Consider the following 17,446-nt stretch of genomic DNA (forward strand, 5'->3'; position numbering starts at 1 on the left):
AATAGATTATGATAAAAACGAATATACTCGCTTTATTGTTGCTGGCAGCGCTCACAGCGACCGCTCAAAAAGGAGATCCTGTAAAGACGACCTTTCAGAGTTCCCGAGAATGGCGTCCGACAATTGACAACCGTGCAGATGCTGTCATGATATATGGAACAGGGGGAAACCCTTCCGACAAATCCCGAAAAATTCCATTTGAAGAACGGGTAAAATCCTGGCGTGATAGGGGGTATATTACGCATTTTATGACTGGTATTGCCTGGGGGGAGTATCAGGATTATTTTACGGGAAAATGGGATGGAAAAATGCACCTGGATGAGGGACAAGTCGATGTAAAAGGTGATACCATCTGGCATGGTCACATGGTTCCTTATATTGTCCCGACTGAAAATTATTTGAAATACATCAAAGAGATGCATGTCAAACGCGTTATTGATGCGGGGATTGATGCCATTTTTATGGAGGAACCCGAATTCTGGGCAAGGGCAGGTTATAGCGAATCATTTAAGAAGGAATGGAAAAAGTATTACGGTTTTGATTGGCGCCCACAGCACGAATCGCCTGAGAATACCTACTTATCCAATAAATTAAAGTACGCATTGTACCTCAATGCACTGAATGAAGTCTTTACTTACGCCAAATCTTATGGGAAAACCAAGGGTATGGATGTAAAATGTTATGTGCCCACACACTCGTTGATCAATTATTCACAATGGATGATTGTCAGTCCTGAGGCAAGCTTGGCCTCGCTACCCTGTGTCGACGGGTATATCGCACAGGTATGGACAGGAACTTCACGTGAACCCAATTATTTTAATGGTGTGGCGAAAGAACGTGTTTTCGAAACAGCATTTTTAGAGTACGGCGCAATGGAATCCATGACAGCACCGACCGGAAGAAAGATGTTTTTTCTGACGGATCCGATCGAAGATTGGCCTCGTGACTGGGCAGATTACAAGAAAAATTATCAGGCTACTTTTACCGCGCAACTTTTATATCCGAATATTGCTGATTATGAAGTGATGCCCTGGCCCGAACGTATCTATGAGGGATTGTATAAAACAAGCGCCAAGAGTGACCAAAAGGAAAAAATACCACGGCATTATTCGACCCAGATGCAGGTGATGATCAATAGTCTGAATAGCATGCCCAAAACGACCAGTAAAGTGTCCGGATCGACAGGGATCAGCATCCTGTTGGCAAATTCACTGATGTTCCAACGTTTTCCGACACATGCCGGATATGACGATCCACAATTGGCTAACTTTTACGGACTTGCTCTTCCTTTCTTAAAACGTGGTGTTCCCGTTAAAACAGTTCACCTGGAGAATTTGGCGGTCAAAAATGCCTTAGCTGAGACCAAGGTGCTGTTGATGTCGTATTCCAATATGAAACCCTTGGCTCCCGAGGCCCATCAGTATCTTGCGGACTGGGTAAAAAATGGAGGCATACTTATTTATTGTGCAACGGATCTCGATCCCTTTCAATCCGTACAGGAATGGTGGAATACAAATGGCAACCAATATCAGAGACCATCAGATCATTTATTTGAAAAAATGGGCTTACGTGACGGAATGGCTAAGGAAGGGCAATATAGCTACGGGAAAGGTACTTTCTATGTGTTGCGTTCAGATCCCAAAGAATTTGTTGTCAAGCCGAACAACAGTCAGAAACTGTTGGACCTGACTAAAAATCTTTACGAAGCTAAGGGCAAATCCGGGAAACTTCAATTTAAAAACTATTTTACATTGACAAGGGGTATTTACGACCTGATCGCTGTATTGGATGAAAGTGTAAGCAATCAGCCTTATCAGGTTAAGGGAAATTTAATCGATCTTTTTGATCCGACTCTACCAATTGTTACCTCTAAAAATATCCAACCGAATGAACAATGCCTGTTTGTCAATATAGATCATGTTGTAAATAAACAAAAGCCTCAGGTATTGGCATCGGCCAGTCGTATTTACGATGAAAAATCGACTGGCCATCAATACTCATTTACGGCTAAAAGCCCAATCAATACCACAAACATTTCGCGGATATTATTACCCGGCAAACCAAAGAGTCTTGTCGTGGATAAAAAGGAAGTTTTTGCAGAAGCAAATTGGGATACGAAAACAAAAACCTATCTGCTGGAATTTGAAAATAGCCCCGAGGGTGTATACGTGGATATCAAATGGTAGCATGTTAGATCGCTTAAATTTTAGTATAATGAAAGAGAGTGTGCCATCCATATAAAAAGGAGGATATCAAACACGATGCGGTAAACTTGGGACGAAATAAGCCTTAGTTTCCATATTAGATTTCAAAAAAAACCAGATCCTAGTGCATCTGGTTTTTTTGTGGACAACTGAATTCAGAATACCAGTCTGAACCTTTTTCAAGGCAGGTTCTTTGCGATCGTTTCAATCAGATACCTACAATGATCCGCGGTTAAATTTTCAGTTCGAAGGCGAGGGTATCTTTAACGGAAATCGCGATTCTAACCGAAGCTACCATGCGAAAAGAATATTATTTCGATTGCGATTCCTGGAATTCCGTCGGGCTGAGTCCAAATTGTTTTTGGAAATTTCGGGAAAAATGTGTCGCCGAGCTATAGCCTAATAAATTGGAAATTTCGTAGACTTTATATTGTCGTAAACTAAGCAGTTCCGCCGCTTTCCGAAGCCTGGTCAGATTGATTAGCTCATTTGGCGAGAGGCTCGACACCATATTGATTTTTCGATACAGTGTTGGTCTACTCATGCAGAGTATATCCGCCATTCTATCGACATTAAATTGCGGGTCATCCAAATGTTGCATAATGATTTCCTCTATCCTGAGCAGGAAATCCTGATCGTTTTGGTTCTGTCCGATTTGCTGGATTTGAGACATCGGATTCTTGATGAAAAATTCCTTGACTTTAATCCTGTTTTTTAGCAAGCTGGCAATTTGTGCCCGTAAAAATGCGGGCGAAAAGGGTTTTTCGATATATGCATCAGCACCATATTCCAAGCCTTGAATCTTTGATTCTATGCTATTTTTTGCTGTTAATAGAATAACAGGAATATGTGCGTAAGCGATGTTTTCTTTAATTTTTTGGCAGAGTTCATAGCCATCCATTTCGGGCATCATCACGTCGCTGATGATCAAATCAAAGTATTCAGATGCAAGTAGATCCAAGGCCTCATTTCCATTTGTACTGGTGGTGATATGGTAATCCTCATTGAGGTCATCTGCAATAAATTCAAGTAATTCAGCATGGTCATCTACCACTAATAAATTGGCTTTTGCATTCATAATTATTGGTTTGAGTTGTGGTTTAGTGGTAAAGTTAGGCGGAATACATTCCATTGAAAATTTTCAACATCATACACTAAACTACCCTGATGTTTTAAGACCAGGGACCTGGTTAACGCCAGGCCTAAACCACTGCCTGGAATGTTCTTATTTTGTTTTAAGCGATTGAATGGTTCGAAAATTCTTTCCCTTTCCTCCGAAGGAATTAATGCACCGTCGTTTTTCACCGTCAATATAGCAATATTTTTCTGTTTATCCACCTCTAAATTCACTTCAATGACCTTTGACGAGTATTTTAGGGCATTATTGAACAAGTTATAACAGATCTTTTCAAAAGCATCTATCGCAACGGAACCAATGATGTCAGGCGTGATTAAAACCTGCATACTCTTTTCTTGCGATTGGATAGTCACACCAAAATCGTTGCTGATTTTTTGCACTGTCTGGCTAATATTTGCCAGCTCAAAATGTAATTTAAAACCTTCAGTTTCGACCTGTCTAAAATCCAGTAACTCATTACTGAGTGCAATTAGTTTTTCCGTATTGTTCTGCATTGTCAAAAGCAGCTTATCTGTTACGGGATTGTGTTCGACTTTGTCCATGAGTTTTTCCAAAGGTGCTTTAATCAATGTTAATGGTGTACGTATCTCATGCACTACATCCGTATAAAAATTGATTTTCGCCCGATAGAGCTCCTGTTCCCGAAGATTCTGCACCGTCAGCAAATGTTGGCGGTTACGTTGTTTTATCTTTTCATTAAAATGATAAATAATAAATATAATCAGGCCAATGAGAATGAGCGCATAGCAGATATAGGCTGGTATGCTTGCCCAAATAGGTGGCAGAATAACAATTTTAAGACTTGCAGCAGTGGGGATGACATTTCCATTGGGATCTTCAGCTTTGACGGTAAAAACATAACTTCCCGGTGCGAGTTTAGTGAAATACACCCGTTGATTGCCGGTGATATCAACCCAATTGTTATCAAGACCTTCCATCTTATAGCTGTAATGAACAGAATGGGGGGCCTGATAATGAAGTGCCGCCACATCGAGACTAAAGGATGATTCATCATGTTTCAATTGAATCTTATCCGTAAATAAAATGGATTTCGAAAGGATATGTCGGTCTGTATACTGATTGATTGCTTTGTTATTGATGTAAAGGTTGGTGACATAGATCGGGACCCGGGTATTGTAATTGATCTGATTGAGTTTTTTTGGATCGAAACGGATCAAACCATTGATAGTGCCAAAGTAAAAATGACCATAGCCATCGTCAAATGCAGAATTGTAATTAAACTGAATGGAAGGTAGGCCAGATTCCAGGTTGAAAATCCTTTTTTTTCCATTCGATAAATGATAACGTACGAGCCCTTTGGAAGTGCTTACCCACAGATTGTTTTGCTGGTCTTCGAGAATGGCCAAGATCACATTACTGGGCATTCCTTCTTTTATACCAATCTTTTCAAAACCTTCACCTGTGGGATTTTTTTTCGCCATACCACCTTCTGTGGCAATCCAGATCTGTTTTTTAGAATCTTCAAATAAACTATTGATACGGTTGTTGGGAAGAGAACTCGGATTGTCCTTTTGATGCGTATAATGCTTGAGATCTCCGTTATTGGGATTATAACAATATAAGCCATCTCGCCAGGTACCCAACCAGATATTTCCCTGTTTATCTTCAAGCACGGTCGTATAAAACATATATTCCGGAACGTTGCGTATCAAATGAAAGGATTTATTGGCGAAATCAAAACGATACAAACCTCGGGTGGAAGCTGCTAAAATTTCTCCCTTCGTAGTTTTATACAGGTAAAAGAGAAAATTACTCTGTAACTCGGGATTCGGGAAACTATTTCGATCGATATGGTAAACAACTTTTTCCTGTATGGGATCGAAAATATCTAAGCCATTGACGAAAGTTCCGACCAATAATTTATTGTCAAAGGGGAGGATTCCATGGATATTATTGTTCGCCAGATTTCCCTTTTTATCAGAGAAATTTTGAATCTGTCCTGACCTCGGATCTAGCCTGGATAAACCACCATTTTCGGTTCCGATCCAGACCTTGCCTTTCGGGTCTTTGGTAATGATACGTACGACAGAACCTTTTAAGCTACCGGGTTTGTCCTGAGGTAAAAACTTTTCGATAATACTATTGTTCTTGTGATAGTAGTTGACTCCACCAAAGTAAGTACCGATCCAGATTCCTTGATCTTTGTCCTGCAGGATATTGTAAACAGCGTTGTCGGAAATACCCCATGGATTTTCCTGTTCTTTTTGAATATTGATAAAGCTCTGGTCAGCAATTTGATAAATAAATAACCCTGATTCGGTCGCAAACCAATATTCAGTATCATTCGGTTGGAGGATATCCCGGACATAAAGAAATTGCTTAAGTCGGTCCGGACCTAGCATAGATTTTAAAGTTTTTTCCTTAAAATCGTAAACATAAACGCCAGATTTAGAGGTGCCGATCATGAGTTCCCCCTTACGGTTCTCCGTGATTTTTTCTATGCTGAACCAATCTTTTGAACCATATTTTACCTGAAAATCCAATAGGAGTGAGGGCTTATCCGAACTATTGATCTGGAATATTTTACCCTCTGGAGTACCATAGAAGATGGTCCCATTTTTTGTGCAGCTTACAGCGGTAATATAAAGATCAGATGTGGTAATCTGTTTGATTTCATTGTTGATCAGATTGTGGTAGTAGAGCATCCCATTGGATATAAACCAGATCCTTTTTCTTTGGTCCGTAATGATAACGGGTACATCTGCATGCTCAAACTGTTTGCTTAATAACTTAAACTGTTCGTCGATGGGATTGTAACAATAGATCCCCTGATCGGTACCAATCCAGATTCTTTTTTTGAAATCCTCTTTCAAGGAGATGATATTATTGCCTCCTAAACTATTCTTGTCAGAAGCCGAGGCATCAAAATGTTTGAAACTATTTCCATCAAAGCGATTTAAGCCGTCCTTCGTGCCAAACCAGAGAAACCCATAGCTATCTTGCATACTACAGATCACTGCATTGTTTGAAAGCCCCTCATTAATCTGATAATGGTTGAAGTAATAGGGTTGTGCCTGGATCAGAAAAGGAAACAGCAGCAACAGAGATAGAAAACGGACCGGCTTTAGGTTGATCATGATCATTTGGTTATTGATACAAAATAGCTCAAAATTGAAACAATTTAATCCCAGAAAAATAAAAAAAATTAGGATTTTAGTATTTGTATTGTAACCAATAAAATTATAAAAAATATAGAAAACAACACATTTGTCATTCAATAAAGATTATAAACTATTAAATCATAACAAATGAAAGGAAAATTGATGTTGCTGGGTATTTCTGGTATACTTAGCTATTGTTGCCTGTCTTGTCAACAAACGAATAGTTCAAAAACCACCCCAAACGACACTGTCGCAGCCTTGATGGACACTTCATCATTTAGCACAACGATTGATGCGAAAAAAATCTATTTATACGAATTAACCAATAAGAATGGTGTACAGGCCTATTTTACAAATTATGGCGCACGCCTGGTAGGCCTTTGGGTGCCCGATAAAAAGGGGAAATTGTGTGATGTAGTTTTGGGATTCGCGAAGGCCAGTGATTACAATAACCCCAAAGAACCATTTTTCGGAACAATTGTCGGGCCTTTTGGCAATCGGATCGCAAAAGGGAAATTTAAATTGGATGATAAGAGCTATACATTGGCGGTAAATAATGGGCCTAATACATTGCATGGCGGTTTTAAGGGCGTACATTTTGCGCATTGGATCTTAAAGAAGGCAGATCAGTCATCCCTTACTTTCGCCTATACATTGCCGGATGGACAGGAAGGGTTTCCGGGTAATATTCAGATGGAAGTTACCTATTCACTGAATGACAATAATGAATTGATGATTGCTTACCGTGCCGAAACCGATAAAAAAACAGTTATTAACTTAACGAATCACGCTTACTTTAATCTGAATGGAGAGGGTAGTGGTACAATACTAGACCATCAACTTCAATTGTTTGCCAATCAATATACGCCCGTTGACAGTACATTGATACCTACTGGCCAATTGATAGCAGTGAAAGGAACTCCTTTCGATTTTACTGCGCCCAAGGCTATCGGAAAAGATATTAATACCAATGACCAGCAACTCAGTTATGGGAAAGGTTATGACCATAATTTTGTATTGAACAATGACAAAGAGGGTGAATGGTATAAAGCCGCACATGTTGTAGGTGATAAATCCGGTATTGTTATGGATATCTTGACGAATGAACCGGGGATCCAATTTTATAGCGGCAATTTTATGAATGAGCAAGTGCAGTTGAAAAACGGGAAAAAGGATTCATTCCGAACAGCTTTCTGTCTCGAACCACAGCATTTTCCAGATGCACCAAATCAACCCAAGTTTCCAACGACAGTTGTAAGTCCTGGACAAGTCTATCAAACGAAATCCCTGTATCGTTTTTCGGTAAAATAATACATATTAATAATGATTGGTTTTGGAAGTACATCTCGATAGAGATGTGCTTTCTTCTTTTGATACAAATAGGCAGTGTTTTGAGAAAAATCAATCATCCAACTCATTGATTAAAACTTAATTTTGGGTAATCAGTTATAAAACTAATCAAGCCAATAATGACAAAAAAAATAGGCCTATTATCTTATTTAATTGGAATTTGTTTTCTAAGTTCAGCGCAAAACAATGCCGTAATCGCTGTGGATCAGCTACCGGTTGAAGGGAAGAATTTAAACTATATTAATAACCGTTTACCATTAAAACAGAATGCGCTGCTGAAACTGCCTGTAGGCAGCATTGTTCCTCAAGGTTGGTTGGGGAAATATTTGGAATTACAGAAAAATGGCCTTACGGGACATTTGGGTGAGATTAGCGCATGGTTATCCAAAAAAAACAACGCCTGGTTGAGTTCGGATGGAAAAGGAGACTACGGATGGGAGGAAGTTCCCTATTGGTTGAAAGGTTATGCAAACCTAGGATATATTCTGAAAGATCCTAAAATAATAGCGGAATCAAAAATATGGTTGGAAGCAGCGATTAAAAGTCAACGGCCGGATGGCTACTTTGGCCCCCTGATGCTGCGCAATAATAAACCGGATTTATGGGGTAATATGATTATGCTTTGGTGCTTGCAGTCCTATTACGAATATAGCGCTGATCAACGTGTTCTGACCTTAATGACCAATTATTTTAAGTGGCAGGCAAGTTTACCTGATAGTTTTTTTCTAAAAGATTATTGGGAGAACAGTCGTGGTGGAGACAATTTATTGTCAGTCTATTGGCTTTATAATAGGACGCAAGGGAATGAATGGCTTATGGATTTGGCCGATAAAATCCATCGCAATACAGCAAATTGGCGACAAAAGAATGATTTACCCAATTGGCACAATGTCAATATAGCACAGTGTTTCAGGGAACCGGCTACCTACTATCTTAAGAGCCAATCAAGCGACGACCTGGAGGCGACCTACGCTAATTTTCACTTTGTCAGGCAGGTATTCGGTCAGGTGCCGGGAGGCATGTTTGGTGCTGATGAAAATGCCCGCCCAGGGTATACCGATCCACGGCAGGGCGTCGAAACCTGTGGTATGGTTGAACAAATGGCTTCCAATGAGATCCTGCTAGGGATAACAGGAGATCCTTTTTGGGCTGATCATGCTGAAGATGTGGCCTTCAATACATATCCCGCAGCCGTAACCGCAGATTTTAAGGCACTACGTTATATCACCAGCCCCAATATGAGCATTAGCGATAGCCATAATCATGCCCCGGGCATTGATAACAATGGTCCATTTTTGATGATGAATCCCTTTAGTTCACGTTGTTGCCAGCACAACCATAGTCAGGGATGGCCGTATTACGCAGAGCATCTCTATATGGCAACAAACGATAATGGTGTTGCCGCGGTATTATATGCAGCATCCAATGCGGATGTTAAGGTCGGAAATAATCAAAAGATCCGAATTCAACAAAGCTCTAATTACCCATTTGAAGAGTCTATTCGCTTTGCCATCGGAACAAATGGAAAGACAATTGATTTTCCATTTTACTTGCGGATTCCGGCTTGGGCAAAACAGGCACAGATCAAAATTAATGGAAAGACAGAAAACGTTGAATCGGGAGCAAAGTATATCCGGATTGACCGAAAATGGAAAGATAACGATCAGGTCGAACTTTCGCTGCCGATGTCCATTGTATTGAATACCTGGACAGCGAATAAAAATGCGGTGAGTATTCAACGGGGACCATTGACCTACGCTTTGAAGATCAAGGAGAATTATGTGCAGAAGGATAGTAAAGCTTCTGCTATTGGAGACTCAAAATGGCAGGAAACCGCTGATCCGACAAAATGGCCTTCCTATGAGATCCTTCCGGCAAGTGATTGGAATTATGGTCTTGTTCAAAATCAGTTAACAGCACCGGATCAATTGAAGGTGATCAAGCGGGCTTGGCCAAAAGACGCTTTTCCATTTGAGGCAGATGCAGTACCCATTTCCATTATGGTCAAAGCAAAAAAAATTGATGGTTGGAAAATAGATGAAAATGGATTGACAGGGGTATTGCCATTGAGCCCTGTAGCAAGTCAAGCTGCGGTACAGGAGGTTGAACTGATTCCTATGGGTGCCGCCCGTTTACGTATCGCGGCGTTTCCAACAGTAAAGTAATTGAAGATATAAATGACATAACGATTTTTATGATGAAGAAAACCTTATTTTTTGCCAGTCTGATGATGGCTGCTCAACTGAATTTTGCGCAGGAGTGGAAACCTGTTGGTTCACACATTCTGACGCCTTGGGGTGAAAAAGTAACAGCACAGAAGCCTCATCCAGAATACCCAAGACCGCAACTGGTGAGAACCAATAACTGGCAAAATTTAAACGGCTTATGGAAATATGCCATTACCCCAGTAAATACAAAAGAAATTCCTCAGCAGTGGGATGGAAGTATTTTGGTTCCTTATGCTATAGAATCGGCACTTTCTGGGGTAGGTAAGGAAGTTGGCAAGGATAAAGCCTTGTGGTATACGAATACGGTTACTTTGGACAAGTCTGTCAATAAAAACAATGTTTTGCTCCATTTTGGCGCGGTGGACTGGCAATGTGATGTATATGTAAATAATCAATTGGTCGGAAGACATGAAGGTGGTTTCGATCCTTTTACGATGGATGTGACCTCTTATCTCAAAAAAGGAGCCAAGCAGGAAATTGCCCTTCGTGTATGGGATCCTACCGATGATGGGCCGCAGCCACGCGGTAAACAGGTTAACCGTCCCAATGGTATTTGGTATACACCGGTTACAGGGATATGGCAAACGGTATGGTTAGAAAGCGTACCAAAGTCTTACATTGTGAGAACAAAACAAACACCGAGATTAGATGAAGGTGTACTTGCCTTTCAGGCTGCAGTGGAAGGGAGTCAGGCCGGTGATCAGATTAAAGTTCGTGCATTGGATGGAACTCAGGTCATTAAGGAACAAGTGGGGGAACCAAATGCGGCCTTTGATCTTTCTGTCCCAAATTTGGAGGCTTGGTCACCGGGTAATCCAAAACTTTATGATCTGGAAATTCAGTTACTTCGCAAGGGTAAGGTCATTGATCAGGCAAAAAGCTATTTTGCCATGCGTAAGATCTCAATGGGGAAAGACGAAAATGGGATACAACGCATGCTGTTGAACAACAAGTTTACTTTTCAATATGGACCACTTGATCAGGGCTGGTGGCCCGATGGCTTGCACACAGCTCCTACAGATGAAGCTTTAAAATTTGATGTGATCAAGACAAAAGAAATGGGCTTCAATATGATCCGTAAGCATATTAAAGTTGAACCTGCACGTTGGTATCGCTATTGTGATAGCATCGGTATGCTTGTGTGGCAGGATATGCCAAGTGGTGACCTGGGGGGAAATCATTGGGATATGCAACCTGGAAAAATATCAGGTGGAAATCGGGATAAAGTGCGTTCGCAGGAGTCTGAAGGATACTACAGAAAAGAATGGAAGACCATCATGGACGTACTGCACAATTACCCGAGCATTGTGATCTGGGTACCTTTTAACGAAGCCTGGGGCCAGTTTAAGACAAAGGAGATTACCGAATGGACAATGGCCAATGACCCTTCCCGATTGGTAAACAGTGCCAGTGGTGGTAATTTTATGGAAACAGGTCATATACTGGATATACACAATTACCCGGATGCAGCGATGCCGGATCCAAAATTATTTGGTGCAAATCAGGTGCTGGCACTGGGTGAATTTGGTGGACTGGGGCTGCCCATAGATGGTCATTCCTGGCAGCAAAAGGATAACTGGGGCTACCAGAGCTTTAAAAATAAAACCGAACTTCTCGAACGATATAAGCAACTCATCCGTGATCTGACGCGACTAATTCCAATGGGATTGTCGGCTGCGGTTTATACACAGACGACAGATGTGGAGGTGGAAACCAATGGTTTAATGACCTATGATCGTAAGGTGGTAAAAATGCCTGAAGCGGAATTAAATACTGCCCATCAGGCCCTATATAAAGCGCCAACGAAGTAAGTCAGTCAATGCTTGGACTCCATCAATGGAGACTGTAGCGGCTTAGAAATAATTTTCCGGATACAATGTGTGGAAGTATCAGGATAAAATGAAAATGATAAAATGTTGCAGTCAACCATGCTAAAATATTGGAGTGGAGTTTTGTACCTGTGCCTGTTGAGCTCCTGTAAAAGTTCTTCAGGCTCGGGTGCACAAACTGTACAGACCACAGGGACGTCCGTAAAGAAGACGACCTATATAAATCCTGTTTTTGAACCAATACTTGCGGATCCTACAGTAGTACGCAATCCGCAGAATAAATTATTTTATGCTTATGGAACAGCGGACAACTGGGGTGATGGCAAAGGGCAGCGTCTAGTGTCTATTTTGCAATCCAAAGATTTGGTACATTGGACCTGGATCGGGACAGCATTCTCGGCCAAACCAAACTGGAAGTCAGAAGGTGGGATTTGGGCACCTGATGTGGTATTATTGAATGGGAAATATGTGGTGTACTATGCGTACTCCACCTGGGGTGATCCTAATCCAGGTATTGGAGTAGCTGTAGCGGATAAACCCGAAGGGCCATTTATAGATCGGGGCAAACTGTTCGATAGTAAATCGATCGATGTGCCTAATTCGATAGATCCCTATTTTTTTAGGGAAAAGAACCATAACTACCTCTTCTGGGGAAGTTTTAGCGATGCCGCTACACAAGGAACTTATGGAGTATCTCTGGATAACAATGGGACGCAAGTACCAGATTTGAATAAGAAATTTAAAGTTGCAGCGGGTGATTTTGAAGCTGTGGTGATTCATAAAAGAAAAGGCTATTATTACTTTATCGGCTCAAAGGGATCTTGTTGCGAAGGTGAAAAAAGTAGTTACCACGTACTCGTTGGTCGGTCGAAAAAATTGATGGGACCTTATTTGGATCGGGAAGGTCGTGATTTAGCCCAGAGGGGAAACGGGACCTTATTGCTGAAGGGGAATGATAAATTTGTTGGGACAGGGCATACTTCCCGGATTATAACCGATGATCAGGGCAATGATTGGTTACTTTATCACGCCATGGACCCTAAACGACCACGCGTTTCTTCAGGGGGTAATCGTCGCATGCTATTATTGGATAAGGTAATCTGGACGGAAGATTGGCCGAGGATTGAAGGCGAGACAAGCAGTGTCATAGCCAAAGAGGCTCCCATATTTAAATAGATCTTAATATAATAGTTGCTTAACCTTTAACTGTAATTAGGCAAAGACTTCGTCTCCATTGCAGTTTCCCTCGGAAAATATACATGCTGAATCAAACAAAAAAACATTTCGAATTGCTGGATGGAATGCGTGGAGTCGCGGCAATAGCTGTCGTTTTATTTCACTTTATGGAGATAGCTCAACCAGATTACCGGAATAGTTTTATCCCGCGCAGTTACCTTGCCGTTGATTTTTTCTTTTGCCTATCTGGTTTTGTGATCGCCTATGCCTATGATCATAAACTTTTTCGCATTGGTCTTAAAAGATTTTTTGCATTACGTTTGATCAGGTTGCATCCCTTGGTTGTGATGGGTAGCCTGATTGGCTTACTGGCATTTGTATATGATCCTTTTAGCGATCTTGCTGCATCTTTTTCAGTCTTTCAAAAGTTAGGAATGTTTTTGAGTGGTGGCACATTGATACCTTATCCAGCAGTGCCTGAACGTTATTTTAATCTATTTCATTTAAATCCACCCACCTGGACCCTCTTTTGGGAATATATTGCAAATTTCCTTTATGGACTCCTGTTGGTGCGTCTTTCCAATAAAGTACTTTGGGGATTCGTTATTTTGTCTGCCTCAGCGTTGTGCATAGTGGCATTTCAATCCGGTTATTTGGCGGTAGGTTTTGGTGCAGATAATTTCTGGGCTGGTGGAATCCGTTTATGGTTTTCGTTTTCGATGGGTTTACTTATTTTTAGATCAAATTGGGTAATCATAAACAAGTTACCTCCTTTGCTGATCATAGGTTTACTAGGTCTCATCTTTTTTATTCCCTTTTCTGAAGCCTATGGGAAAATTATAGATCCAATTCTGGTTATTTTTTATTTTCCGTTGTTAATTTTGTTGGGGATAGGAGCAAAGGACTTGAAAGGGAGATTTAAAGCCTGTTGTAGATTTTTTGGGGAGATTTCCTATCCACTTTACATCATTCATTATCCGTTTATCTGGATATTTATGAGTTATGTCGAACTCAAACAGCCCAATTTAGAACAAATGTCCTTTATTATTACACTGGGGACACTGTTACTGATTATTTTTTCGTATTTACTGCTAAAATATGTCGATGAACCAATCCGCAGATACTTTGGGCGACGATTAGCTTAAATGCTCGTCAAGCCATTGATCAATGAATTGGAAGACTTCTTCCCTGCAATCTTCGTTGAGTATTTCGTGACGCATTCCTTCATACAGTTTTACAGTAATATCAGTCTGTCCCTGTAGACGTAATTGGGCGGCAGTATCTTCCACTCCCTTCCCGAAGTCTCCGATAGGGTCATCTTGTCCACTAATAAATAATAGCGGTAAACCTTTCGGAATGCGTTTTGTCAGCTCTTTATCTGTCGCGCTTAGCGATAAACTCAATACAGTATAAAAGCCATTGTTCGTAAATAAACCACCACAGAGTGGATCCTCGATAAAAGCAATGCGATTCGCTTTGTTAACACTCAGCCAGTTGCTGTTATTTTGATTTGGCTCATTTTTAAATCCCGCATTATTACGCTGATCAAATATACTGTTAATCAACTGGCTTCGTTTTTTAGGTGCAAAGGAATTGAGAACAGCCAATAGCATCCGAAAAGCTGTGGATCCTTTTTGTCGCGCGCCCGTTCCAACGATTATTGCCCCTTTAAAACGATCTCCTGCTTGTTGTAAGGCACAACGGGTAACAAAAGATCCCATTGAATGCCCCAAGATGAAATGTGGTTGATCGGGATAGCCCTGTAGCAATACGGCACTCATTGTTAATGCATCCTGCACAAGTTGTTCTGCTGGATCAGATTGTTGAAAATACCCCAATTCATCTGTAGTAACGGCCGTTTTCCCGTGGCCCAACTGATCATAGCTGAGTACAGCAAAACCACGGTCAGCCAGATGATTCGCAAGCATTTGATATCGGCCACTATGTTCCTGCATGCCATGAACAATCAATATTGTCGCTAATACCTTTTGGTTCACAGGTTCAAATATATTGTAGAAGAGTTTATGGCCTTGTTTACCTTCAAAAGAATTTATTGGAAAAAGATTGGACGATACCGTATTCATTATGTCGCTTCCTTAGTGTTAGTGTAAACTAAGATAATTTCGTTGGATTTGCAAGTTGGGCTTGTCGGGTTTGGATAAAAAAATCCTAAAGAGGTGTATAATGAGCAAATTTAGCCGGTATTAATTTTTTAGTATCAGAATATTTTTTAGATTTGCAGTAATTTAGAATTAATTTAAATAAGCGATTAGTTCTTCGGTTTAATATTTGTATTCAGCTGAGGTTAGCAAGAGCCATACGATATTCACAAACAGCTAGCGGGAATAGCGATTGTTCATGATGACTTCATTATCAATAAAAAATACGTTCTAATGAAAAAGACACTTTTAGCAGCTTTACTTTTAGCGGCATCTTATGCCCAAGCACAGACAAATTCATTGATGAATGGTGAGTTTTGGAAAGGTAAACCTACTTTGGCCATAGTTAAGGAGGAGATTACAAAAGGGAATAGCCCTTCACAACCTAATGCGGCATCTTTTGATCCCGTAACGATGGCAATCCTAAATGGAGCTCCGACAGATGTTGTCAAATTCATGATTGAACAAGAAGGAAACAGTGTGACGAAGAAAACCCATCATAGCCGGAGCTATCTGCATTGGGCTGCTTCAAGTGGTAATGCTGAACTGGTGGATTATCTAATTGCAAAAGGTTCCGATGTGAACTACCAAGATAGCCATGGCTACCCGATCATCGCCTATGCTGCGTCGACAGGAAATACCAATACCGCTGTTTATGATGCTTTATTTAAAGCTGGAGTAGACCCAAAACAAAAATATGAAGGTGGAGCCACGTTAATGATGCTGGCAGCTTCTGCTGATAAAGATCTTGCATTGACAGATTACTTTATCAAGAAGGGACTTTCTATACAAGATAAAGATGAATACGGCCGTGTCGTTACGGATTATGCGGCGAAATTAGGTAACATGCCATTGGTCGAACAATTTATTGCCCGTGGTGTAAAACCGACAAACAATGCGTTGTTTTTTGCTACACAGGGATCTAGACAAGCATCAAATGGACTGGAGACCTATACCTATTTGGTAGAGAAACTGAAATTGGATCCTAAGGCTATTAATAAAGACGGCGCGACTTTATTACATGCACTTGTACGCCGCCCAGATATGACGGTGGTCAATTACTTTTTAAATAAGGGAGCTGATGTTGCAAAAGCAGACAACGAAGGCAATACAGCGCTTATGGTTGCGGCGAATGGCAAAGACGCAAAATTAGTGGAACTGCTACTTTCCAAAGCAAAGAATGTGAATGCTGTGAATGAAAAAGGCGAATCCGCATTGACCAAAGCAGTGGGTAATGGTACAGCTGAGGTCGTAGCACTCTTGATTAAAAACGGTGCTGATACCAAATTATTGGACAAGGATGGCAACAACTTAGCTGTTTACTGGTTTAATTCTTTTAGAGAAGCTCCGCAGGGTGGACGCCCACAACAGGCTACGCAATCCAATAGCCCTCAGGTAGATGATTTTAAAGAGAAATTAGGTGTACTTAAAGCAGGAGGATTGGATGTCGTTGCACCACAGAAAAATGGTAGTACACTCTATCACTTGGCTGTAGCCAAGGAAAATTCAAACTTGATCCAGAAAGCAAGCGAATTGGGGGTAGACATCAATGCACAGGATAAAGAAGGAACCACTGCACTACATAAAGCAGCTTTGATTGCCAAAGACGATTCATTATTGAAAACATTGGTCGCTTTGGGAGCAAAAAAAGAACTGAAAACCGAATTTGATGAAACCGCATATGATTTGGCCAAAGAAAATGACTTTTTGTCAAAAGGAAATGTACAGTTGGACTTTTTAAAATAATAAGATGAATACTATAATTAAGATCGCGCTAATCACACTTTTGTTTTCTGCAGTTTCTGTCAGCACATTTGCCCAAACGGGTAAGTATAAATGTATGATCCAAATGAACGCTTATCAAGGGGAGGGAGCTTATGTTGTTATTTCACTCATAAACCCGAAGGGAGCATACGAAAAAACGCTTGCCGTATTGGGGCCAGATAAACAATGGTATAATACATTGAAAGAATGGTATAAATTTCAGGCTAAAACTAAAGAAAAGCTGAGTGCAGTTACTGGTGCTTCTGTTGGTGGAGGTGACCGTGCGATGCGTACCCTGGAAATAGATGAGTCTAAATTTAACAAAGGGTATAAACTTCGCTTTGAATCCGCTGTCGAAGAACAGAAATATCATACTGCAGATGTAGAAATCCCATTAACAAAAGAGGCTATCACTGAAAAAGCAAATGGTAAGGGATACATTAAGCTTGTCAAATTAAATAAAGTACAATAAGAAA

At 40.7% G+C, this 17,446-nt stretch carries 11 protein-coding genes; 8 read left to right on the forward strand and 3 right to left on the reverse strand.

All coding sequences use genetic code 11. From position 1 onward, the window contains the following. Positions 1-8 precede the first annotated feature (8 nt). A complete protein-coding gene (locus tag M2408_RS13445) occupies positions 9-2,186 on the forward strand; it encodes a hypothetical protein (RefSeq protein WP_259182603.1) in 2,178 nt (725 codons plus the stop codon). 328 nt (positions 2,187-2,514) lie between these two features. Here the strand turns inward: M2408_RS13445 and M2408_RS13450 are convergent, their stop codons facing one another. Next, a complete protein-coding gene (locus tag M2408_RS13450) occupies positions 2,515-3,282 on the reverse strand; it encodes a response regulator (RefSeq protein WP_120258518.1) in 768 nt (255 codons plus the stop codon). Positions 3,283-3,284: 2 nt separating this feature from the next. After that, complete coding sequence (locus M2408_RS13455) at positions 3,285-6,440, reverse strand: two-component regulator propeller domain-containing protein (RefSeq protein WP_259182605.1); 3,156 nt, start codon at positions 6,438-6,440, stop codon at positions 3,285-3,287. A gap of 171 nt (positions 6,441-6,611) precedes the next feature. Between M2408_RS13455 and M2408_RS13460 the strand changes: the two genes are divergently transcribed. From M2408_RS13460 to M2408_RS13480, 5 genes are all read left to right on the forward strand, one after another. Beyond that, complete coding sequence (locus M2408_RS13460) at positions 6,612-7,775, forward strand: aldose epimerase family protein (RefSeq protein ID WP_259182607.1); 1,164 nt, start codon at positions 6,612-6,614, stop codon at positions 7,773-7,775. Positions 7,776-7,933: 158 nt separating this feature from the next. After that, on the forward strand, positions 7,934-9,979 hold the full coding sequence (locus M2408_RS13465; RefSeq protein WP_259182608.1) for a glycoside hydrolase family 127 protein: 2,046 nt from the start codon (positions 7,934-7,936) through the stop codon (positions 9,977-9,979). A gap of 29 nt (positions 9,980-10,008) precedes the next feature. Beyond that, positions 10,009-11,853: a glycoside hydrolase family 2 protein gene (locus M2408_RS13470; RefSeq protein WP_259182609.1), complete on the forward strand. Its 1,845-nt coding sequence runs from the start codon at positions 10,009-10,011 to the stop codon at positions 11,851-11,853. A 117-nt stretch (positions 11,854-11,970) separates the two neighbouring features. Beyond that, positions 11,971-13,047, forward strand: a complete 1,077-nt coding sequence (locus M2408_RS13475; protein ID WP_259182610.1) for a family 43 glycosylhydrolase — start codon at positions 11,971-11,973, stop codon at positions 13,045-13,047. 83 nt (positions 13,048-13,130) lie between these two features. After that, positions 13,131-14,192: an acyltransferase gene (locus M2408_RS13480; protein ID WP_259182612.1), complete on the forward strand. Its 1,062-nt coding sequence runs from the start codon at positions 13,131-13,133 to the stop codon at positions 14,190-14,192. Here M2408_RS13480 and M2408_RS13485 read toward each other — a convergent pair. Continuing rightward, positions 14,184-15,131 (reverse strand): alpha/beta fold hydrolase, encoded by a 948-nt coding sequence (locus M2408_RS13485; RefSeq protein ID WP_259182613.1) that lies wholly within the window; start codon positions 15,129-15,131, stop codon positions 14,184-14,186. The two genes, M2408_RS13480 and M2408_RS13485, sit on opposite strands and share 9 nt — an antisense overlap. A 309-nt stretch (positions 15,132-15,440) precedes the next feature. Between M2408_RS13485 and M2408_RS13490 the strand changes: the two genes are divergently transcribed. Together M2408_RS13490 and M2408_RS13495 are read left to right on the forward strand one after the other, a co-directional pair. Continuing rightward, a complete protein-coding gene (locus tag M2408_RS13490; protein WP_259182614.1) occupies positions 15,441-16,952 on the forward strand; it encodes an ankyrin repeat domain-containing protein in 1,512 nt (503 codons plus the stop codon). A gap of 4 nt (positions 16,953-16,956) precedes the next feature. Then, positions 16,957-17,442 (forward strand): DUF2271 domain-containing protein, encoded by a 486-nt coding sequence (locus tag M2408_RS13495; RefSeq protein ID WP_165306236.1) that lies wholly within the window; start codon positions 16,957-16,959, stop codon positions 17,440-17,442. Positions 17,443-17,446 lie beyond the last annotated feature (4 nt).

The organism is Sphingobacterium sp. BIGb0165 (assembly GCF_024810095.1).
Taxonomy (GTDB): Bacteria; Bacteroidota; Bacteroidia; order Sphingobacteriales; family Sphingobacteriaceae; genus Sphingobacterium; species Sphingobacterium detergens.